This is a genomic window from Aquimarina aggregata, assembly GCF_001632745.1.
Lineage (GTDB): Bacteria > Bacteroidota > Bacteroidia > Flavobacteriales > Flavobacteriaceae > Aquimarina > Aquimarina aggregata.
Window position 1 is genome coordinate 671,874 of record NZ_LQRT01000013.1, and the last position, 23,884, is coordinate 695,757.

17 protein-coding genes are annotated in these 23,884 nt (G+C 32.4%); 11 read left to right on the forward strand and 6 right to left on the reverse strand.

The window, feature by feature from the left end:
- Positions 1 to 60 precede the first annotated feature (60 nt).
- Entirely contained in the window at positions 61 to 681 is a 621-nt protein-coding gene (locus tag AWE51_RS14280; RefSeq protein ID WP_066314509.1) for a fasciclin domain-containing protein, read from the reverse strand.
- Positions 682 to 1,079: 398 nt separating this feature from the next.
- Between AWE51_RS14280 and AWE51_RS14285 the strand changes: the two genes are divergently transcribed.
- Both AWE51_RS14285 and AWE51_RS14290 read left to right on the forward strand, forming a co-directional pair.
- On the forward strand, positions 1,080 to 2,126 hold the full coding sequence (locus AWE51_RS14285; protein ID WP_066314510.1) for a strictosidine synthase family protein: 1,047 nt from the start codon (positions 1,080 to 1,082) through the stop codon (positions 2,124 to 2,126).
- 107 nt (positions 2,127 to 2,233) lie between these two features.
- Complete coding sequence (locus AWE51_RS14290) at positions 2,234 to 2,821, forward strand: Crp/Fnr family transcriptional regulator (protein WP_066314512.1); 588 nt, start codon at positions 2,234 to 2,236, stop codon at positions 2,819 to 2,821.
- 269 nt (positions 2,822 to 3,090) lie between these two features.
- Here AWE51_RS14290 and AWE51_RS14295 read toward each other — a convergent pair whose 3' ends face one another.
- Positions 3,091 to 6,663 carry a T9SS type A sorting domain-containing protein gene (locus tag AWE51_RS14295; RefSeq protein ID WP_066314514.1) on the reverse strand — a complete coding sequence of 1,191 codons (3,573 nt, stop codon included), beginning with the start codon at positions 6,661 to 6,663 and terminating at the stop codon, positions 3,091 to 3,093.
- Positions 6,664 to 6,856: 193 nt separating this feature from the next.
- On the opposite strand from AWE51_RS14295, the gene AWE51_RS14300 reads away from it, so the two are divergent.
- Genes AWE51_RS14300 through AWE51_RS14310 form a run of 3 tightly spaced genes read left to right on the forward strand, consistent with a single transcriptional unit; the run spans position 6,857 to position 8,824 of the window.
- A complete protein-coding gene (locus tag AWE51_RS14300) occupies positions 6,857 to 7,309 on the forward strand; it encodes a carboxymuconolactone decarboxylase family protein (protein WP_066314516.1) in 453 nt (150 codons plus the stop codon).
- Between the two features lie 14 nt (positions 7,310 to 7,323).
- Positions 7,324 to 7,746: a DoxX family protein gene (locus AWE51_RS14305; RefSeq protein WP_066314517.1), complete on the forward strand. Its 423-nt coding sequence runs from the start codon at positions 7,324 to 7,326 to the stop codon at positions 7,744 to 7,746.
- 37 nt (positions 7,747 to 7,783) lie between these two features.
- Entirely contained in the window at positions 7,784 to 8,824 is a 1,041-nt protein-coding gene (locus AWE51_RS14310; RefSeq protein WP_232517389.1) for an FAD-dependent monooxygenase, read from the forward strand.
- A gap of 191 nt (positions 8,825 to 9,015) precedes the next feature.
- On the opposite strand, the gene obgE is transcribed toward AWE51_RS14310, so the two are convergent.
- Complete coding sequence (gene obgE, locus AWE51_RS14315) at positions 9,016 to 10,014, reverse strand: GTPase ObgE (RefSeq protein ID WP_066314519.1); 999 nt, start codon at positions 10,012 to 10,014, stop codon at positions 9,016 to 9,018.
- Positions 10,015 to 10,070: 56 nt separating this feature from the next.
- Positions 10,071 to 11,177, reverse strand: coding sequence for an adenylate kinase (locus AWE51_RS26155; RefSeq protein WP_082832441.1), 1,107 nt, complete (start codon positions 11,175 to 11,177; stop codon positions 10,071 to 10,073).
- A 157-nt stretch (positions 11,178 to 11,334) separates the two neighbouring features.
- Between AWE51_RS26155 and AWE51_RS14325 the strand changes: the two genes are divergently transcribed.
- From AWE51_RS14325 to AWE51_RS14335, 3 genes are all read left to right on the forward strand, one after another.
- Entirely contained in the window at positions 11,335 to 12,489 is a 1,155-nt protein-coding gene (locus tag AWE51_RS14325) for a 5-(carboxyamino)imidazole ribonucleotide synthase (RefSeq protein ID WP_099098791.1), read from the forward strand.
- Positions 12,490 to 12,509: 20 nt separating this feature from the next.
- Positions 12,510 to 12,995, forward strand: a complete 486-nt coding sequence (gene purE / locus AWE51_RS14330) for a 5-(carboxyamino)imidazole ribonucleotide mutase (RefSeq protein WP_066314523.1) — start codon at positions 12,510 to 12,512, stop codon at positions 12,993 to 12,995.
- Positions 12,996 to 13,586: 591 nt separating this feature from the next.
- Positions 13,587 to 15,608: a M3 family metallopeptidase gene (locus tag AWE51_RS14335; protein WP_066314525.1), complete on the forward strand. Its 2,022-nt coding sequence runs from the start codon at positions 13,587 to 13,589 to the stop codon at positions 15,606 to 15,608.
- Between the two features lie 103 nt (positions 15,609 to 15,711).
- Here the strand turns inward: AWE51_RS14335 and AWE51_RS14340 are convergent, their stop codons facing one another.
- Together AWE51_RS14340 and AWE51_RS14345 are read right to left on the reverse strand one after the other, a co-directional pair.
- Positions 15,712 to 17,880, reverse strand: coding sequence for a M20/M25/M40 family metallo-hydrolase (locus AWE51_RS14340; protein WP_066314527.1), 2,169 nt, complete (start codon positions 17,878 to 17,880; stop codon positions 15,712 to 15,714).
- A gap of 228 nt (positions 17,881 to 18,108) precedes the next feature.
- A complete protein-coding gene (locus AWE51_RS14345) occupies positions 18,109 to 21,708 on the reverse strand; it encodes a CHRD domain-containing protein (RefSeq protein WP_066314528.1) in 3,600 nt (1,199 codons plus the stop codon).
- A gap of 241 nt (positions 21,709 to 21,949) precedes the next feature.
- On the opposite strand from AWE51_RS14345, the gene AWE51_RS14350 reads away from it, so the two are divergent.
- The 3 genes from AWE51_RS14350 (at position 21,950) to AWE51_RS14360 (ending at position 23,883) form a co-directional block, all read left to right on the forward strand.
- Positions 21,950 to 22,453 carry a GbsR/MarR family transcriptional regulator gene (locus AWE51_RS14350; RefSeq protein WP_066314530.1) on the forward strand — a complete coding sequence of 168 codons (504 nt, stop codon included), beginning with the start codon at positions 21,950 to 21,952 and terminating at the stop codon, positions 22,451 to 22,453.
- A 92-nt stretch (positions 22,454 to 22,545) separates the two neighbouring features.
- A complete protein-coding gene (locus AWE51_RS14355; RefSeq protein ID WP_066314532.1) occupies positions 22,546 to 22,989 on the forward strand; it encodes a hypothetical protein in 444 nt (147 codons plus the stop codon).
- A gap of 12 nt (positions 22,990 to 23,001) precedes the next feature.
- Complete coding sequence (locus AWE51_RS14360) at positions 23,002 to 23,883, forward strand: methyltransferase domain-containing protein (RefSeq protein WP_066314533.1); 882 nt, start codon at positions 23,002 to 23,004, stop codon at positions 23,881 to 23,883.
- The last annotated feature ends 1 nt before the right edge of the window (position 23,884 follow it).

The window sequence follows — 23,884 nt, forward strand, 5'->3', positions numbered from 1 at the left end:
GGAGCGCTATAAATAGCGCTCCTTTTTTTCAATTATATATTGGGACTTAAAAATAAAGTCTTATTTCTTAGGCATCATAACAGCATCCACTGTGTGTATAAATCCGTTAGATGCTTCAACATCAGTTGTAATCAATCGACCTCCGTTACCACTTTCGTCTATCAAATATACAGTATCCCCTTTTAGAGAGGCTGTTATACGAGACCCCTCAAGAGTTTTTAAAGGAATACTTCCTCCACCTTCTCTTATCGCTTTTACAATATCTCCTTTAGATATTACACTTGGAATGATATGGTATTTTAATACTGTTGCTAATTGCTCCTTATTTTCAGGATTCAGCAACTTTTCTTTTGATTTTGGCGGAAATTTATCAAATGCATTATTGATGGGAGCAAAAATAGTAAAACCTCCTTCTTGCGTGAATGTTTCTGTAACTTCTGCTGTTTTAATAGCATCAGAAAGAACCGAAAAACCCTTATCAACAGAAGTAAACTCTATAATGGTTGGTAATTTTTCTTCCAGCTCCTTATTTGCATTAATTTCAGGTAAATCTGATATTTTTTGAGCTATTAACTTTCCGTTTTCATCTTTTGTGACTATATATTTTTCAGAGTCACTACATGCAGTGGTTAATAATAAAATAGCACCTACAAAAACAGGAAATAAATTTCTAATATTCATTATGACGGGTTTGATTTTAGTTTAATTTAATCTAGCTTTTTTTAAACGTTGAAAAATTATTTAGCTTTGGTAATCTTAGGTTAAATAACTCTTAACAGAATCTTAAATTCGTTCTATCACATAGAATATAAAAGACGTAAATAATACAGTAATAATAAAGGATAAATATAGTATCATGATCAGCACATACGTGATGTAAAATTATTATCTGTAGCCATTCTTTTAGAATTCGTTTTTACTTTCCTTATCATTCAATTTAATGTGCTATTATCGTTTACTGTTACTATAAATAACCTTCATGTGCTTTAACATACCTTAAAATATATAGTTTTTAGGTATCTTAGATTGCATTAAAAAGTAACGCTATCTTAATCGATGTAATCTGAAAAAATTAATTCATGAGTTTTTTTAAAAAAATTATCTTAGCACTCTCTCTAATCGTTATAAGTTTTGTAGCATACACCTTAATATCTACTGGTTATTTCAGAACCATTGAACCTCATTTTAATGGTGAAATCTTGAAAAAAATACCTTTAGTAGGTGCAGAAGATATTACAGTGAGTCATATAGATGGATTTGCCTTAATCTCGTCAACAGATAGAAAGATTTATCCTCCTACAAAAGAAGAACATGGAGGCTTATATAGCATGGACCTAACATCTGGTAATTTTAATCTTACACATCTTACTTCGTCTTTCTCTAAGTCTTTTGCTCCACATGGAATATCTATACTTAAAAAAGATAGCACCTATATCGTTATGGCGGTCAATCACACTCCAAAAGGACATTCAATAGAGGTGTTTACGAAAAATAAAGAGCAACTTATTTTCGAAAAATCATTAATCGATTCAACTATGATTAGTCCTAATGATATTGTTTTGGTAGACGAAAATAGATTCTACTTCACTAATGATCATGGTTATAATGAAGGCTTCGGAAAATTCATGGAAGAATATGGTGGGCTTTCTGTTGCTAACGTGATCTACTTTGACGGCAAAAACTATAGAGAAGTAGCAAATGGTATCGCATATGCTAACGGAATAAATCATGACCCTAAACGACAATTACTCTATGTAGCCTCTCCTCGTGGTTTCTTAATTAAGGTCTATAGCATCAAACAAAATGGAGATCTAGAATTCATAGAAGATATTCCCTGCGGTACAGGCGTGGATAATATTGAAATCGATCCGCAAGGCAACCTTTGGGTAGGGGCTCATCCTAACTTATTACGATTTAAAGCATATGCCCAAGGAAAAAAGGAAACCTCTCCCTCAGAAATTTTAAAAATTAGTTATCGTGAAAAAAATGATTATTCTGTAGAAAAAATTTATGTAGAAGATGGCAGTACAATGTCTGGCTCGACAGTTGCCACACCTTATGAAGATTTAATCATTACCGGAAATGTCATGGATAAGGACTTTTTAATTTTAAAACCTAAAAAGTAATATCAATACTTATCTACCATATTAGCATTTCTTTACATAGAATTCTTACCATAATTTTGATACAATGTATTATTTTTATAGTACAAAACCTTTACGCTATTCTTATCATGGTAGAACCATTAAAAAATCACATATTAAGGTTTGTCACCCCACCTAGTAATGAACTCTCCTTATTCTTAAGAGCGTTAGAATATCAAGATGTCAACAACAAAGAATACCTTTTAAAAGAAGGACAATACTGCAAACATGTATATTTTATAATAAAAGGCTGTTTTAGATCTTATTTCTTAAACAGTAAAGGTGTCGAAAAAGTGATTAATTTTGGAATCGAAGATTGGTGGTACACCAATTTTGATAGTTTTATTAATCAAACTCCTTCAGAATTTAGTATCCAAGCCGCAGAAGATTCATTGATATTAAAAATTAGTAAAGAAAAATTAGATTGTATTCTAAAGGACTCTCTTTCCTTAAATCAATATTTTAGAATCATACATGAAAAAGTACGTATAGCAGATCAACGTAGAATTCAATTTATGTATAAATTATCAGGTGAAGAGCTGTATACTGTTTTTTGTAAATATAATCCTGATTTCGTTCAACGTGTACCTCAATATATGCTTGCCTCATATCTAGGATTTACTCCTGAATTTTTAAGTAAAATAAGAGCTCGTAAAAAACCAAGAACTCTTTTTTAATTTAATTCCTTTTTTAAGTCTAAAACTTCATAAAGTAGAACTATTTTGATTTTTTCTTTTTAATCAAAATAAGATATAAATTATACAGATTAAACACTTTGTGCACAGCATAGAAGAGTCGAGAATAAAAAAAAACGAATCAGTTTTATCCATTTTTTTAGGAAATATAAAAATCAAGGCAAGTTCTATATCTATTAAAGCAAACCTAATGAGGAAAAAGCATTAAATACATATTAAACCACCCTGAAACAGGGTGGTTTAGTTATAATTTATTGTTTAATAATTTTTCTTACTAAGAAGCCTTTATCTGTTCTAAATTTTAAAAAATAAACACCTGATGGAAGTTGACTTGTATTAAATACTTGTTTATTATTTTCTGTAATATAACCTACAGAAAAATGTTTCCCTGTTATAGAATAAAAGTCCACCTGAAATATCTTCTCATTTGTTATGCCATTCACAATAAGTTCATCATTAAATGGCATCGGAAATATTTTATATGAATTGTTCGCAATAAACTTATCGTTATAAACCACATCAGCCTTTATCGTATTAGAATTACATGTATTACCATTACAATTTTGAGTAAAAGTTGTGATACTGCTATCGATTCTTTTAAATTTTACAGTTGCAACATCAACATTATCAACACATATAAATTGCAACAAAGGAGCACCAGTAGCTACAAAATAGAATATATTACTTGTATTACCATTTTTAATATTTAAAGATTCTAAAAATGCGTTATTACTAACATCTAAACTAGTCAATGAATTTACACATGATAAATCTAAATTGATAAATTTATTATTTTTCACATTCAACGACTGCAACATCTTATTATTTGAAAGATCAAGTTCAGTAAACTTTGCATTCGCAATATCTAATCGCTCTAAGGCTACATTATTTAAAAGATTTAATATTGAGAGTTCAGTATTTGCAATCGAAAGAATTTTTAATTTTACATTATTTGTTACATCTAAAGTTTTCAGGTTTTTATTATTTCCTATGTACAAACTTTCCAGATTAATATTATTAGATATATTAAAATCGGAAAAATTAGTGCCGTAACCTGCAAAACTTTTTAAATTAATATTAGAAGATAAATCAATCTCGTTATATAAATCAGATTGCCATTCTAATTTTTCTAACTTAGTATTAGCACTTAAATCTATAGTATTTATTTTAGAACCTCCCAGAGAAAGATCTTTCAATTCTATATTGGTTGATAAATCAAGAGAGGTTAAATCACTTGCAAATGCTTCTAATTTCACTAAAACAGTGTTTTTAGATATATCGATAGCAGAAAACTCTGTATGTCTTATGTTAAGCTCTTCTAAGTTAATATTTGCCCTTACATCAAGATTAGATAAATAATAATTACCCGAAACATCTAGTATTTTTAATGATAGATTTTTAGACAGATTTATATTTGAAATCTCATTTCCGCCAATATTTATTTCTATAAGAGATGTATTGGCAGAAAAATCTAAATCTTGATTTACCGATTGTTCTGAACAATCAAAGCCCTTAAGATTTACAAAAGTTTCAATACCCGTAAGATCTTCTATTAAGTTTTCATAACTAAAATTATAATTTCCTACTTTCAAAAAACCATCAAATTTTTCTGCTTCAGAAACCTGAATTTCTCCATCTGCGTTACTATCTATTATAGGATCATGACTTAATATTCGATTTTTGAAGTTAACATCTGGAATGTAAACAATAGAACATTGATTTGTAAATACCGTAGAGCTATCAATATTTGTAAACTGCTCATTAGCATACGCCACATCATCAACACAAATTTTGGCTGTTGGAGCTATACTTCTTAAGTACAAAGTAGTCATATTTATATTGTTACCATTTTTAACATTCACTGAAGATAATTTGCGACTAAACCCTGCAGAAAGATGGGTCAATCCTTTTTGAGTAGAAACGTCCAATTCGGTAATCACATTATTATTACCACAAGTTATAGATTTCAAACTTGAGATCTCAGACAAATCTAATGATGGAACAGGATTACTAGAACATGTTAAAACTTCTAAATTTGGAAAAGGACTAACATCTATTGATTCTAATAAATTATTATTACATGCAAAGCGCTTTAGAGAAGTAGATGACGATGGTAATATTAAAGTGGTCATATCATTATATCCGCATATAAAAGTCTCAAGCTTATCATTACCAGAAATATCTAAACTCGATAGTTGATTCTGATCACATAGCAAATACGTCAAATTAACATTAGTGGACAAATCTAGACTTGACAGTGAATTTTTTGTACATACTAAATTAGTTAAATTCAATAAATTTGAGACATCTAAACTATCTAATTGATTTTTACTAATACTTAAATACTTTAAAAGAGTATTAGAAGAAAGGTCAATACTAGAAATATTATTGTCCTCGACAAATAATGCTTTAATATTTACAAAAGCCTCAATACCTGTCATATCGATAATATTCTTACTAAACAAATTTAGATTTCCTGTATAAGCCTCTGCTTCTGTAACCTGTATTTCTGTATCTGCATTCGTATTAATAACTAAGTTATCGACTAATGCTTGCTTTAAATTAACATCCGGAATATAAACAACCGAACATTGATTTGTAAATATAGTAGAGCTATCAATATCGGTAAACTGCTCACTAGCATACGCTACATCATCAACACAAATTTTAGCTGTTGGAGCTATATTTCTTAAATACAAAGTGGTCATATTTGTATTGTTCCCATTGTTAACATTTACTGAAGATAATTTACGACTAAACCCTGCAGAAAGATAGGTCAACCCTTTTTGAGTAGAAACGTCCAATTCGGTAATCACATTATTATTACCACAAGTAATAGACTTCAAACTTGAGATCTCAGACAAATCTAATGATGGAATAGGGTTACTAGAACATGTTAAAACTTCTAAATTTGGAAAAGGACTAACATCTATTGATTCTAATAAATTATTATTACATGAAAAACTCCTTAGAGAAGTAGATAACGATGGTAACAATAAAGTGGTCATATCATTATATCCACATGCAAAAATCTCAAGCTTATCGTTACCGGAAACATCTAAATGTGATATTTGATTTTGATCGCAAAGCAAATACGTCAAATTAACATTAGTGGACAAATCTAGACTAGACAATGAATTTTTTGTACAAACTAATGTATCTAAATACAATAAATTAGAGACATCTAGAACACTTATCTCGTTATACGAAACAATCAAAAATTCTAACAATATATTTTTAGAAAAATCCAATGACCGTAACGCATTATCATTACAATAAAATGTTCTAAGAAATGTGTTTTTTGATATATCAATACTTTTTAAATCATTTTCTCCAACTCCTAATGATACTAGTTTTGTATTCTTGGTAACATCTAGTTCAGCAATGTTATTCCTATTTAATGCTAAACTAGCAAGCATTATATTTTTAGACACATCTACAGTATACAAATTATTACTCGATAAATTTAATCCCTTAATATTTACAAAAGCTTCAATACCTGTTGCATCTCCAATATTCTTATTAAACAAATTTAAATATCCTGTATAGGCATTCGCTTCGGTTACCTGTATTTCAGTATCCGCATTTGTATTGATACTTAAATTGTTAATTAATGTGTTTTTAAGGTTGGCATCAGGAATTGTAACTGTTTGAGCATAAAAAATAGTAGAAAAAAGTAATAAAATTACTACAAGAACACTTTGTTTATTAAAGTTTTTATCTGAAGTTTTGAATTTATAAAAGGCAAAATTTAAATCTGCAATTTTTATCTGAGAATACTCAAGTATTGCTGAATTGGTTAATAATAAGGTTTTAAGTTTCATTTTGTTTTTTTATAGTTTTGATTAATATCAATGGTAGGTGTCTTAATCAAACAAAATGTTACCCCGTTATCATTTAATTTCAAATGCTAAATAAAATCTCCAGATGTAATAATCACGAACTATTTCTTAATCTAGATTAATTTTTTGACCATCCCTTATTCGGATTTTTGTATTGTACTATAAAAACAAAGACATGAATACCGAAAGAATCAACATCAATGAAGTTAATCCTAACGCATATCAACCTCTATATAAATTATATGACGACATAAAAAAAAGTTCATTAACAGCATCAGAATTTTTATTAATCCAGATTAGAGCATCCCAAATTAATGGGTGCGCATATTGTATACAAATGCATATTAAAGAAGCTGTTGAACAAGGAGAAAAACAATTTCGAATTCATGCCCTAGCAAACTGGAAAGAATCTCCTTTTTTTAGTACAGAAGAGCAAATTATTCTTGAAATGACAGAGCAAATAACCAACATTTCTATTGATGGATTACAGGATGCCCTATATCAAAATGCAATTACTGTTTTTGGCAAAGAAAAAGTAGCCGATATCATCATGGGCATATGCTGTATTAACACATGGAACAGAATTGGTAGAGCTACATTAATGACACCTATTCCATCGCAAAACTAGGCAAATATAAAACTATGTACATCAAACTGTTTTTAAGACTAACCTTAGCTATAGGTTTTTTATCTGCCATAGCTGATAGGTTTGGAATGTGGTCACAAGAAAAATCTGCATGGGGAAATTGGGATAACTTTTTAGAGTACACACAACTACTTAATCCCTGGTTTCCAGATGCTGTTATAAATCCAATTGCCATAGCGGTTACAATAGCAGAATTGTTACTTGCAATATTCTTAATTATAGGCTTCAAAACTACATTTGTAGCCAAATTGAGTGGTGTAATACTACTTACTTTTGCATTGGCAATGACTATTTCAACAGGTATAAAAGCGCCTCTAGATTATTCTGTTTTTACAGCCGCTGCAGCTGCATTTGGTTTAAGTCTCATTAAAGAGAAATTCTTTGAAATAGACACACTAATACATACAGAAAAACAATAGTTTACTTTAATTTTAAGCTAAATAAAATACGCATACTATGATTACAATTATAGGGGGAGGAATAGGAGGGCTGACAACTGCTTTAGCTTTCGAAAAACACGGAATTGATTATCATATTTTTGAAAAAGCACCTTCTTTAAAAACGGCAGGGGCTGGTATATGGCTTGCCCCCAATGCTTTGCAGGTACTAGATTGGCTTGGTATCTTAGATAAAATAGCAGAAAAAGGAAATACTATTGACAGAATATCTGTCACTAATCAAGACTTGTCACCTCTTTCTGACACACACCAAGGATTCGTAGTTGATACATTTGGATTTTCTACAATAGCAATTCATCGTGCCGAACTTCAAGAAATACTATTAAAGTCCATCCCGAAACATAAAATCACTTTGGGCAAGGCTTTTCATAAATTCGAAAAAGCAACTCCTCAAAAAATAAAAGTGATTTTTGAAGACAATTCTTCTACGGTAACAGACACTTTAATTGGTGCCGATGGTATTCATTCTAAAATTAGAAAACAGTTATTTCCAAAAAGCAAAATTCGTTACTCTGGTCAGACCTGCTGGAGAGGAGTTGCAGATATCAAAATTGACTCAGATTTTGAACATAGAGGTATTGAAATGTGGGGAAATCAAATTAGATTTGGAATCTCGAGAATATCTGACCAAAAAGTATATTGGTTTGCAGTAGTAACTAGTAAACCAAATCAAAAAGATAATACAACACATCTTAAGAACAAACTTTTAGAAATCTTTTCAAAATTTCATCCTATTGTACATCAACTCATCTCCAATACAATGAATGATAAAATTATTAGAGGTGATATTAATGATATAACTCCTTTACAACAATGGCATACAGATACTATTTGTTTGATTGGCGATGCTTGCCATAGTGCTACTCCAGATATGGGACAAGGAGGTGCTCAAGCAATTGAAGATGCGTATTACCTGTCTCATTTTATCAATAATGAAGAAAATACGGAAATAGCATTTTCTAAATTTCAAAAGAAAAGATACAGTAAAGTAAATACTATTGTTAAATTATCGAGACGTACCGAAAAAATAGCACATTAGAAATACGGACAGAGCTTTCGAAATTTTATACTAAAAAGTACTCCAAATAAAATTTTAGAAAAGAAAATGATTAAAATGTATCAGATTGAAAAAATGAATTGAGTAAAAATTCAAGTCCAAAACACTATAGATTTTTAAAATAAATCAACTTTTCAAACTCTATCTCTAGTTAATGATTGAAGTAAGATAAACTATGCATTAAGCATTTGCCAAAGCTTGTCTTTTAATTCCTGTAAACCTTGTTGTGCGACAGATGATATAAATAAATATGGAACCTTAAGTTGACTATCAAGTTCTACTTTTAATTCTTCTTGAAGCTCATCGTCTAGCATATCACATTTAGAAATCGCAACGAGTCTTTCTTTATCTAATAAATCGGGATTATAGCGCCTTAATTCGTCCAGTAAAATCTCATATTGTTCAGTAATATTAGGAGCGTCTGCCGGTACTAAAAATAAAAGTGTTGAGTTACGTTCTATATGTCGTAAGAAACGATGACCAATCCCTTTACCCTCTGCAGCTCCTTCTATAATACCCGGGATATCTGCCATAACAAAAGTTTGAAAATCCCGATACTCTACAATCCCTAAATTAGGTTTAAGTGTGGTAAACTCATAATCTGCAATTTTAGGCTTTGCTGATGTAATTACAGACAATAAGGTTGATTTTCCTGCATTTGGAAATCCTACTAATCCCACATCTGCTAATATCTTAAGTTCAAGAGTAATATCATGTTCTTGTCCTTCGACTCCAGGTTGCGCATACCTAGGTGTTTGATTTGTAGAGCTTTTAAAATGCCAGTTTCCTCTACCTCCCATACCGCCTTCCGCAGCAATATATTCTTGGCCACTCTCAGTGATTTCGGAAATAATATTTTGAGTCTCTGTATCGCGTATTACAGTTCCCAGCGGTACATCAACATAAACATCTGTTCCATCTGCTCCAGTACTTCTACTTTTACTTCCATGCCCACCATGTTCAGCTCTTAAATGTCGTTTAAATTTAAGATGATGAAGTGTCCACATATTGGGATTACCACGAAGGATAACATGACCACCTCGTCCTCCATCACCTCCATCCGGGCCTCCTTTAGTAATATATTTTTCTCGATGTAAATGCACAGATCCCTTCCCTCCGTTTCCGGAAGTCACATGTAACTTTACATAATCTACAAAATTTCCTTCTGTCATAACTCAGTGCATGTTATCCCCGATAAATTGCGGAGAACTGGTAATAAATAAAACAATTAAAGTTTATCGATAGTAGAACTTAAACGTTCTGTAATCTCTTCAATAGCTCCTACTCCATCTACCCCAAAATATTTATCATGTTTTTGGTAGTAATTTTTTAAGATAGCCGTCTCGTCATAATATACTTTGATACGGTTACGAATTACTCCTTCATCAGCATCATCAGCACGTCCAGAGGTTTTTCCTCTTTCAAGTAAGCGTTGCACCAATACCTCATCATCCACCTCTAATGCCACCATAGCACTTACCTCTGTTCCTTTAGAAGTTAATAATTCGGATAATGAATCCGCTTGTGCTTCGGTTCTTGGAAAACCATCGAATATAAAACCTTTAGCATTTGGGTTTTTATCAACTTCGGCATTAAGCATATTAATAGTAACCTCATCAGGCACTAATTGTCCCTTATCGATATAAGATTTTGCTAAAGTACCTAAATCTGTTGCATTTTTTATATTATATCTAAACACATCTCCTGTCGAGATATGTACTAGATCATATTTTTGTTTTAAAACTTCTGCTTGTGTTCCTTTTCCAGCTCCTGGAGGGCCGAATAACACCAAATTTGTCATGTTATTTGATTTTAGTTGATAAACTTGAGTAAGATTGCGACCTAGTCCATCATAGTCTAAACCGTATCCTACTATAAATTTATTCGGAATTTCAAATCCGATATAATCTATATTAATCTCTTTTGTATATGCTTCTGGCTTGAAAAACAAAGTAGCTATCTTCACATCACTACACCCTTTATCCTTTAAAGTTTCGGATAATAAAGCAATAGTATTTCCCGTATCAATTATATCTTCTAGAACAACAACGGTTCTTCCTGTCAATTTTTCATTGAGGCCAATTAACTCTTTAACTTCATGAGTTGTTTTGGTACCTTCATACGAAGAAAATTTCACAAAGCTTACCTCACAATCATAGTTAAAACGTTTAACTACTTCTGAAACAAACATAAATGCACCATTCAACACCCCAATGAATAAGGGTTTTTTATCCGATAGCTCTTTATTTAACTGATCAGAAACCCTATCAATTGCTGTAGCTATTTCATCCTCTGCAATGAATGGAACAAATTGTAAATCGTGCAGTTTTATCATGCCTTCGTTTACTTACTCTCTACTGGTTTTCAATTTAAAGCGGCAAAGATAGTGATTATAAAAGTTTGACTATAGCATTTACTTCGTATTATTATGGTTATTCTTTATGAAAAATTTATTTTTGCTCACAGTAGGTTAATTTCAAATCCCCGTAATGATAAACTTTTTTTCATCAAATTTTAAATTAGGAATTTTAGGAGGTGGTCAATTAGGCAAAATGATGCTTTATGAAACCCGTAAATATGATATTCAAACATATGTTTTGGATCCAAATCCTGATGCTCCATGTAAGATCGCTTGTAATCATTTTGAACAAGGTAGTTTAATGGATTATGAGACCGTCTACAATTTTGGGAAAAAAGTCGATGTATTAACTTTTGAAATTGAAACCGTTAATATTAAAGCACTTGCTGATCTAGAAAAAGAAGGCAAAAAGGTTTTTCCTAGTGCCAAAACCTTAGAAAAAATACAAAATAAAGGAAAGCAAAAGCTCTTTTATGAAGATCATAATATTCCCACAGCTAAATTTAGAAGGTTCTCTAATAAAGCGCATCTCACAGAAGGAATAACCGACAACAAGGTTAAACTTCCCTTTGTATGGAAAAGTACACAAGGTGGATATGATGGAAAAGGAGTTTCTATTGTGAAATCAGGAGCAGATCTAGTAAAATTACCTGATGTAGAATGCATTGCTGAAGAAATGATCAATTTTAAAAATGAAATTGCTGTAATTGTTGTTCGTAATCCGCAAGAAGAAATCAAAACTTATCCTGTAGTAGAGATGGAATTTCATCCTGAAGCTAATCAAGTAGAATATGTAATTTGTCCAGCAAGAATTGATGAAAAAATTGCTTTAAAAGCGATAGAAGTGGCTAAAAATGTATCAACTGCATTTGAGCATGTGGGTATATTAGCTGTAGAAATGTTTTTAACGCAAAATGATGAAATTTTAGTTAATGAAGTTGCTCCTAGGCCTCACAATAGTGGACATTATAGTATTGAAGCTAGCTACACTAATCAATTTGAGCAACATGTTAGAGCAATTCTTGACCTGCCCTTAGGTGCAACAGAAAGTAAAGTAGCTGGTATTATGGTTAATTTGGTTGGTGCCGATGGACATACAGGAGACGTTGTATATAAAAATATAGAAAAAATAATGGCTTGGAGTGGTGTCACCCCTCATATCTATGGAAAAAAACAAACACGCCCCTTTAGAAAGATGGGACATGTTACAATTGTTCATGAAAGCATAGAAGAAGCCAGAATAATAGCCGAAAAGGTAAAAAAGACTATAAAAGTAATTAGTAGATAAATAATATAATAAATATCATAATGAGCAAGGTTGGGATTATAATGGGTAGTACTAGTGACATGCCAGTAATGGAAAAAGCTATTGATATACTACAAGGTTTTGATATAGAAATAGAAGTAGACATTGTTTCTGCACATCGAACACCCGAAAAACTATTTGATTATGCCAAAAATGCGCATACTAGAGGTATCAACGTTATTATTGCAGGTGCAGGAGGGGCAGCACATCTGCCAGGAATGGTTGCATCACTATCGCCATTACCTGTAATAGGGGTACCCGTTAAATCAAGCAACTCAATAGATGGTTGGGACTCTGTATTATCAATTTTACAAATGCCAGGAGGTGTACCTGTTGCAACTGTTGCACTAGATGGCGCATTAAATGCTGGTATACTTGCAGCTCAAATCATTGGTTCTAATGATTCATGTGTATTAGATAAAGTTTTAATATACAAAGAAGGGTTAAAGCAAAAAGTTATTGAAGGAGCTAAAAAAGTTAAGAAATAACCTCTGTAATAGAGCCATAAAAAAAAGAGCCACTTCTCAGTGACTCTTTAAATATCAGGTCTTACAAAAGAATATAACAATATTTATTAACCAACTTAAATATATTACACAAAAAAATTCAATGTAAGACCCTACTCTTAAAACCTACTACAAAGGTAAAACCTTACTTTGATTACACAATAGAAGTAACAAAAAGTTATTAACAATTTTAGTTAAAAAGCCGTTTTTTTCGATGAAATGCAATTTTAAAAAAAATTAACATTTTTTTTTAACATAAAAACACACATTAAAGAGAAAAAATAGAGTGAAAATATTTTTAAAAGAAGAAAAGAGCTATAGAAATTATAGCTCTTTACATATATTTGGTCTTTGGTTCGAAAAAAATTATTAACGCTCATACCCCCAGCAAAAATAATTTTCGAGTTTCCCTACCCATAGACCCTTTCACTAATAAACCGTGTTAAAGGTACAGGTATACCAAAGCAGTTAGATTAAAAAGCATGAAATGAAATCCTCTTTTTTCGATAAAAGACACCTTTTCTCGATAAAGAATAAAAAATATAATTAATAATTTAAAAAAAGAGCTCTATAATGAACAATCCATTATTAAAAAAGTTTGATGCCGCTCCATTCGAAACAATAAAGTCTGAACATTTTCTACCAGCAATAAAAAATGGAATTAGTATTGCCAAAGAGGAAATTAATGCCATAGTTTCTAACACAGAAGAACCTTCTTTTACGAATACCGTCGAGTCATTAGAATATTGTGGTGAACTTTTAGATAGAGTAACAAGCATTTTTTTTAACCTAAATAGTGCAGAAACAACAAAGGAAATACAAGAAATTGCCCAAGAAGCCTCTCCTTTGTTATCAGAGTTTAGTAATGATATCGCATTGAATCTGGATTTATTTAAAAGAATTGAAACAGTTTACCATCAAAAAGATTCTTTAAATCTTAATCCAGAACAATTAACATTGTTAACCAAGAGATATAAATCTTTTTCCAGAAATGGAGCAAACTTACCGGATACCAAAAAAGAGACTCTACGAGAAATTGACAAGGAACTTTCTAAACTAAGTCTCAATTTTGGTGAAAACATATTAGCAGAAACCAATGCTTATGAACTATTACTGACTGATGAGTCTGATTTAGACGGATTGCCAGACGGTGCAAAAGAAGCTGCAAAAGCAATGGCTGAAGCTAAAGATAAAAAAGGCTGGCTAATCACATTAGATTATCCTAGCTATATTCCTTTTATTACCTATGCTAAAAATAGAGAATTACGTAAAAAACTCGCTCTAGCCTTTGGTTCGAAAGGTTTTCACAATGATAAATTTGACAATCAACAAAATGTTCTTAAAATAGCTAACTTGAGACATCAAAGAGCTCAACTTTTAGGGTATTCATCACATGCACATTACATTTTAGAAGAAAGAATGGCGAAAACCCCTGATACTGTTTTTTCATTTCTTAATGAAATTTTAGAAAAAGCAAAACCCGCAGCAGAAAGAGAATTCAAACAATTAGAATCTTTTGCAAAAGAACTTGATGGAATTGATCATCTCGAAAAATGGGATGGAGCATACTATACCGAAAAGCTAAAGCAAAAACTTTTTAATCTTGATGATGAAAAGTTAAAACCTTACTTTAAACTTGAGAATGTAATTGATGGTGTATTTACTATTGCCTCAAAACTATTCGGACTTCAGTTTAAAGTAACTGATGAAGTAGATACATATCATGAAGAGGTTAAAACTTTTAACGTCACTGATACCGATGGAAATTTTGTAGCTTTATTTTATGCAGATTTTCACCCTAGACCAGGAAAAAGAAACGGTGCTTGGATGACTTCTTATAAATCACAAATGAGAAAAAACGGTTTAGACAATAGACCTCATGTATCTATTGTGTGTAATTTTACAAAACCAACACCAAGCAAACCATCTTTACTGACGTTTAATGAAGTAACTACTTTATTTCATGAATTTGGCCACGCACTTCATGGCATGCTTGCCAATACTACATATCCGGGACTATCAGGAACTAGCGTTTATTGGGATTTTGTTGAACTACCTAGCCAAGTATTAGAAAATTGGTGTTATGAAGAAGAAGCTCTAGCACTTTTTGCTAAACATTATGAAACAGGTGAGATAATTCCTATGGACTTAGTTGAGAAAATCAAAGAATCTGCCACATTTATGGAAGGAATGACAACTTTGCGTCAGCTTAGTTTTGGCTTACTTGATATGTCTTGGCATTCACAAGATCCTAGTGTTATTAAAAGCGTTAAAGAACACGAAAAAGAAACTTTCTCAAAGACTTCTTTATATCCAAATGTAGAAGAAAATTGTATGAGTACTGCCTTCTCTCATATTTTTCAAGGAGGTTATTCTGCAGGATATTACTCTTATAAATGGGCAGAAGTATTAGATGCCGATGCATTTGAATATTTTAAAGAAAATGGAATTTTTAACAAAAAAGTAGCTGAAAAATTCAAAGATAATGTATTATCAAAAGGAGGTACAGAAAATCCAATGATACTTTACAAGCGTTTTCGAGGTCAAGAACCTAAACCGGAGGCATTATTAAAACGTGCAGGGTTACTAAAATAGAAGATAAACGAGTAAACTGAGCTTGCCGATTTTTTCAGCTTTTCAATAACTAGGTTATGTTACGACAAGCTCAGACTCACAAATTTGGCAAAAAATTTTAAAATTACTTCTTAATCATCTGCTTTGTATAACTTTTAGAACCATTAAATAAGGTTAAAAAGTATGTTCCTGTAGAGAGTTTAGAAGTATTTATTTTGGTATTTCTTTCTTTAAGTTTGACCTCTTCTATAATATTACCTATACTATCAATTATAAGTATCGAGCTTCCTTTCCATAAATCATTATTTACCGAAAGATTTATATATGCTCCACTTACTGGATTTGGAGATAACACTAACAATGTATCATCATCTGCTAATTTGGTAGTTGCTATATAGTTGCGTGCTGATGTTCCGCAGGCTCCTATAAGAGTCCATCCACTATTAGTTCGTTCATAGAGACTACCTTGATAGGTTACTCTATCTCCTGGTTGATAACTTGTGGATGAGTTATATGGTGCTACACCATCACAAATATCTGTACTTCCGCCAGAACCTTCAGTTAATTTAACATCATCAATAACAATATCACCTTGCCAACTAGTGCCAGTTACAGCATTAAATCGTAATTGTATTGTATTGCCGATGTATGAAGATAGGTTAATACTAGCAATATTCCAACTGTTTCCTTGTTCTCCTGTTTTACTAAAGATACTGGTCCAAGTTGCACCATTATCTGTACTTGCTTCTACGGTTAAATTTCCAACGGCACTACCTAACATGTGGTACTGAAAACTAAATGTAGCTTTAGAAACACTACTAAGGTCAAAACACGGTGAATTTAAAATTGCTCTTTTATTTGGAAACCCATTTCCGTTACCAGACGCCTCTACATATATATATGATGATCCTTCTGCCGCTGCACTTGGTCCTGTGCCATTAGAAGGAGTTCCATTTGCATCGATAGTCCAGTTTAGATTATCGTTACTTGCCTGTGTCCAAGTTCCTATTGCACCTTCAAAACCTTGTACATAAGGAAAAGAAGATGTTGTAGAAGCACATTGGCCTCCTCCTGGGCCTCCGGTAGTGACTCCATTAGAGATTTCAATCAAATATTCTAAAGCCAATTTTGCAAATTTTGCAGCATGTGTAGCATTAGGCGTTGGAGAGCGATCAAAAGTATCACGTGTAGTATGAATATTTGGGTTACTCTGGTTAAAAGTTGCCTCAAAAGGAAAGGCAACATCATATCCTTGTTGTGCCCAACTATAGTGATCTGAACATCCATAATTACACTGCGAAGTACCATACGTAATTTTATGAGTCCCCGAAGCATTATAGTATTGCATTAGATCCACCAAGAAATCGTTTAAAGTGTCGTCGTTGTATGAGTCAGTAGAAATATATACATCATTAGATGAACCTTTATAATTGGTCATATCTAATTGCATATAACTTACAACATTTACATTACGCCTTTTATAATCTTCAGCGATTTCCTTGGACCCTCTTAGCCCTACTTCTTCTGCCGCAAAAGCCATAAACTCTACTGTTCTTTTAGGTTTAAAATTCATTGTAAACAAAACTCTTGCAGCCTCTGTAATTGTTGCTATTCCCGAGGCATTATCATCGGCACCTGGAGCATTGTTACTATTACCCCCTCTTGCCGTAGAATCAATATGCCCTCCGATTATTACAAATTCATCTGGTTCTTCGGTACCTGTAATAGTCATAACCACAGATGGCATATTAGTACTGGTATGATTTACAATTCTTACTGAAACATCACTACGTCCCGCAGCTAATCCTTCCCACTTAGTTTTTAAATCTACAACAGATTGACGGGCACTATTGGTTGTATGATAACGTGATCCATAATCTTCTAATTGTTGTATTTGGTTAGCTATATTTCTATTATTTACTAAATCAAGACTCTGTCTTACTAATGCATCTTGAGTTATAGAAAATACTGCTCTTTGTTTTTCTGCAGCTCTTTTATTGATATTAGAAATTGAAGCAAGTGCATTTTTTTCGGATGTTTCATATATGAAACCAGGACCATGAACTAATACTTTATGATGGAGTTCTTCTGCCGCATTTTGACTCAGTTTAACGGCGCTATAACCGTTTGATGAATCGATAATCACAATATCTTCTGGATGGTCAATTATAAGTTCTTTAGCATCCTGAGTTTGCATGGTTGCAAAAAACATACTGTCTTCTTCTTGAGCATAACTATACGATAAAAAAAAGCATAGAAATACTACTGAAATAAATTGGTTAAATTTTTTCATTATAAGTTTGAGTTTGTATTAGGGCTTGAAATTACACAAAATCAGCACTTAACAAAAATGGCTCTACCACAAAATATTGACTGTATTAACATTAACAAATAATTAAAATTAAACATTATACAACCCACAATTATGGTATTACTTCAAGTGTAGGTAATGTAAAGTGCCCTGACTTTTAAAGTCAGGGCACTTTCTTTATTTTGTACTCGTTATTACGTATTATAAATACTATTGTATCACCACTCTTTCTGTAGTACTATAACTACCACTATCATCTGCCATTCTAATAATATAGACACCTCGAGATAATCGATCAGAATTAATAGTAATCGTTTTATTAGATGTTATCTCATCATAATTATTTTGATACACTACATTTCCTAACATATCATAGATTGTGATATTTAGATTAGAATTTAAAGCTCCAATGGTACTCATCCTAATTATACCGTTTGTAGCTGGATTAGGAGATACATTTACACTAAAATTTTGAGCATTTTCTAATTTTTCTAATTGTGCCAACTCCTTCTCTACTTCAGTCTTACTAAACTTACTAAACAATAAACTTCTTAATAATGAGATATCTATTTTCCTCGTAAATGAAGCTCCTACTTCACTAACACTACCATCAGATGATAATACTCTTAAATTAAGAATAGCATTTCTTCTTTGGACTCTAGCTCTGATAAACTCTTTCAGGAGGGTTCTAAATAAACTTCGAGCCTGATCCTTTTCTGGAGAAAATAATGTCTCTGCAGATTTTTCATTAATTAATAATCCCTCAAAGTTTTCATTAAGACTACTTTGTAGTGTATACACAACAAGATCATTATCTGAATCTATTGCTTCATCCCATGAAATTATCAATCCTCTTCTTGTATTAACTTCACTAATTTCAGTAGTTGCTGGGAATCTATTATCATCTCTAAGAATTTGACCTCTTAATTCTCCTGAAGCAATTTCCAAAGAATGTACATTGATATATAATTCTCCTGCTAATAGCGCATCTCTTTGCCCATCTGTAAGGGTAACCACATTGTTTGCCGCTTCAAATACTCCACTAAGGTTATCTTCTGATGCAGTAGAATTTAGCAAGAATTGAATCGCTCCTGTTTGATTAGCATTACCTAAATGTGCATGCGCACCTCCCGCTAATTCTACATTTAAAGCAAACCCCAGATTATTAAAACTTCCGCTGGCAATCAGAGAGTTTCCGGTAACTTCAAATTGAATGTTACCAAAGGCATCACTTACTGCCAATGGAATTTCGTTTCTACTATCTAAATTTGTTGCGAAATAGCTCTGCGCCAATGGCATTACCTGCCCTCTTAACTCTCCTGCTCTAAATACACTACTATGAATATTTGTATATATTCCTCTTTCAAACAATGCATTTACAAATGAATCTGGTGTTTCTCCGGAAGCTACAATAACTCCTGCTTGATTTAAGTCAAAAGTATTATTCTCGGGTAAGAATACTCCATTATTTTGATCATCGGCAGTTGTATTTAAGATAATAGTTACGGGACCATTTGTACCAGCAACACCAGTATGTAAATGAATACCTCCTGCTAAATCAGTTGCCAAAGTTCCTGTTAGACCATTATAAGATCCTGAAACCACCAATTGATTGTTACTTGTATCATACGATACCAATAATCTACCATTTGCTGTGGTATTGGCTGCTTCAGGAACCTCTTGTACTCCCGATAACTGTACTCTAAATGCTGCATTAGTTAAGGGTGCTATCTGCCCCCTTAATTCTCCTCCTCTAAATGTTTGCGAATGCACATTTACATAGTTCCCCTGACGTAACAAAGTAGCCACTTGTGCATCTGTTAATTCAAATATATTATCTTCTGCTCTAATAATTGCACTTCTATTATCTTCTGCTATTGTTAAATTTAAGATATTAGAAATCCCTCCATTTCGTCCTACTACTGCATCGTGGATATGAGATCCTCCTGCTAAATCTATAGCGATATCCCCTGCTAATCCAGAAAAAGATCCCGAAGCTGTTAGGGTATTCCCTTTAAGGTCAAATATGATATTTCCACCAGCGGTAGTAACTATCGATGGCACTTCATTACTTCCCGATAAATTAGCTCCTAAAACAGCATCGGATGTGGGTACAATCTGACCTCTTAATTCTCCTCCTATATTAGCTTGGCTATGAATATTGATGTACAAAGATCTAGATCTCAGTAATTCTAACTGACTAGGACTTAACTGATATCGATTGTTAAAGGTACCATTACGATTTGTATTATCTGTTTGGATACTTAAAAATAGTCCATTAGATATGGGTCCGTTTGATCCAGCTACTGCTTCATGGATATGACCTCCGCCAGCCAATTGTCTAGCTAAATCTCCTTCTAACCCTGTAAATGCCCCTGTAACCTCAAGCATATCACCTCTCAATATTATCTGTGCAGCTCCAAATGCTCTTGTTGTTACTGCTGGATTTTCTTGTGTTCCAGTTAAAGTGGCTTCAAAAGTTATAGGTTGTTGAGAAGCTCTTCTCACCACAGTAATTGTATTTTCTGAAATATCTGAGCATGGTAAATCATCTAGAGATGATAGTGGTTGTCCTACTTGGTTTAATCCATTACCTTCTACGCCTCTATACGACCATCCCCAAATCTGACAAGTACCTGGTGCAACTGATTCTAAATCAATTTGATTGGTATTTACAACGTTTAGGATTAAACCCGTAACCGCATCAGTAATTACATACCTGTAAGATAAGTTCTCTGCGCCAAGATTTTGATGAACAACAATAATTGGATTTGCAACGCCATCACCAACAATAATTTCTGAAGAATTCTGATCATTAATGGTAGTGGTTGCATTGGCAAGATCTGTATTTTCAACGTCGATGGAAACCGTTCCACCATTAGCTACTTCTCTAATCACTGTAATCGCATTGTCTGAAATATCTGAACATGGTAAATTATCTAAAGATGATAATGGTTGACCTACCTGATTTAATCCGTTACCTTCTACGCCTCTGTAAGACCATCCCCAAATCTGGCATATGCCTGATCCTGCTCCGTCTAAGCTAATCTCTCTTGACTTTACTACGTTTAAGATTAAACCTGTAGCGGCATCTGTAATTACATATCTGTAGGATAAGTTCTCTGCACCAGGATTCTGATGTGTTACAACTAATGGATCTTCTCTTCCATCTACACATATAACAGCTTCGGTATCGCTATTAAAGCTTGTAGTACCATTTGGATTTCCTGTTGCGTCAATATCAATAGCAACCGTTCCACCATCAGCTACTTCTCTAATTACTGTAATCGCATTGTCTGAAATATCTGAGAAAGACAAATCATCTAATGACGATAATGGCTGTCCTACTTGATTTAATCCATTCCCTTCTACTCCTGTATACGACCAACCCCAGATTTGACATGTACCTGAACCTGCTCCATCTAAGCTAATCTCTCTTGATTTTACTACATTTAAGATTAAACCTGTAGCAGCATCAGTTATTACATATCTATATGATAAGTTTTCTGCTCCAGGATTTTGATGTGTTACCACTAAAGGATCTTCCCTTCCATCTACACATATAACAGCTTCGATATCGCTATTAAAGCTTGTAGTACCATTTGGATTCCCTGTTGCGTCAATATCAATAGCAACGGTACCACCATTGGCATTATCTACTACAATGGGATTTGAATTGACTTTATTTTGTTGATCTTGGATGGCATATGTGCTCATTCCATACAACCCGACAAAAAGGGTCATAAGCATTAATTTTAATCGAATTTTGAGTAAACCAAAAAGGTTTTCATAAGAGTTCTTGTGTTTCATGATTTGTGATTTTAAGTGATTTAAATTAAAATGATTTGTGATTCTAAACTGATTGTTTAGATATCTAACAGGGGTATATACGAGCCCGATACAAAAGTGGTTTTTGTAATTTTTACGTTTAACTCTTTTTTAACATTTAAGAGATTAATTAGGTATTTAGTTTTTTAATTTTCAATATTTTTTGAAAGTTTAAAATTTTTTATATATTTGTACTATTATTAAAACAATTTAAAAGAGAGTGATGAATTACGATGATGCAAAAAATAAATTTATCTCCACATGGGGAGCACTTGGCACCTTATGGGGAATCAATAAAGCAATGGCACAAATACATGCATTATTGTTAATATCCCCTGAACCATTATCTATGGAAGATATTATGGACGAACTTCAAATCTCAAGAGGTAATACCAGTATGAATCTTAGACAACTTATGGATTGGGGAATTGTTTTCAAGGAAAATAAAATGGGGGAAAGAAAAGAGTATTTTACTTCGGAAAAAGATGTTCAAGAACTTGCGCGACAGATCGCTAAAGAGAGAAGCAGAAGAGAATTACAGCCTACAATTAAAGTACTTAAAGACGTATCCAATATTGACGAAGACGGCTCTGCAAAAACTAAAGAGCTAATTAAACAAACCAAAGCACTGCATGATATGGCAGATACTTTAGATACTATGATGAACAAAGTTATTGGTCAGGATCATAACTGGATAACTAAAGCTCTTGTTAAATTAATTAAATAAACACAATACCTTAGACTAAAAAGGAGCTTAGACTCCTTTATATTTTAAATTATACTTTCATATTTTTCTGAAACTTTAAAAATAAAAAAAACATGAAACTCTATATTCCAAATTGGTTAATCATCTTAGGAGGTGTTGGACAAATATTCACTGCATTAATTTATCCATATATAAGACACAAAGTATTTGATTGGTATACCGATGTAAAAAAATTAAAGCCTCTTAATCAAGAAATTGCTAAGACATATGGAAGATATATTCAAGGACTTAATTTTTCTTTTGGATTAATTGCACTCCTACTCTATCCAAACCTTAAAGAACAAACCCCATTAGCAATTGCTTTAACAGGATTAATTGCAGCTTATTGGGTAGGAAAAGTTATTACTCAGATCGCGTACTACCCAATGTATCAAATACCGCAAAAGAGAATTTTCAAGATTGGTAGTTATGGTATGAATATGCTTTTTGTTCTTTTTGCCACCGTTTATACATTATTAGTCATCTACAACTGCATAGGTTTCTTCAATATTAATTAAAAATCAAAAACAATGACTACGCTATCATTACTACATAAATTAAAATTAAGAAAAACAACTACAAAAGATAAAATAATTCGGTTCTACGACGAAGCTACAGAGGATTATGAATTTTGGAGTAAGGATTTTAATATGCATTTTGGGTATTACATTCCGTTCAAGACCAATCTATTTAAAAGAGACTCTATGCTTAATGAAATGAACAAACAAGTATTTGATCGTTTGGATGTCTCTAAAAAAAATACCATAGTTGCGGATTTGGGATGTGGTATAGGAGGAGCTATTAGGTATGGTTTGAGAAAATACCCTTTATTAAACATTATTGGTGTTACGCTCTCCTCTTTTCAAGTAAAAGAAGGCAACAAAAGACTAAAAAAAATGAACGGATTGATTTTAGAAGAAAATTATATACAAACATCTTTTAAAACTAATAGTATTCATGGAGCTTACGCAATAGAAAGTTTTTGCCATTCAGGTCATGATACCAAGGCTCTACAAGAAGCATATAGAATACTTAAGCCAAAAGCTAGGTTAGTTATCGCTGATGCTTTCATTAAAAAAGATGAAAACAAGTTATATTTAGGAAGCTCGCATTGCTATGAAAAATTATGCGAAGGCTGGAGTCTTGAAGGATTAGGTAATATACACCAAATAGAAAAAAAATTAAAACAGATAGGTTTCAAAAACGTGGTAATTGAAGATATATCTTTTAGAGTTGCCCCCTCGGTTTTACATGTTCCATTTGCAATTTTAGGTTTTATATTTCAAAAATTATGTAACAAAGAAAACCTTAAACCTCAAAGTTGGAAAAACCTCAAAGGTTCTCTTTATGCATTACTTTCTGGATTACACATTCGCGATTTTGGATACTATTTAATAACAGCAGAAAAATAAA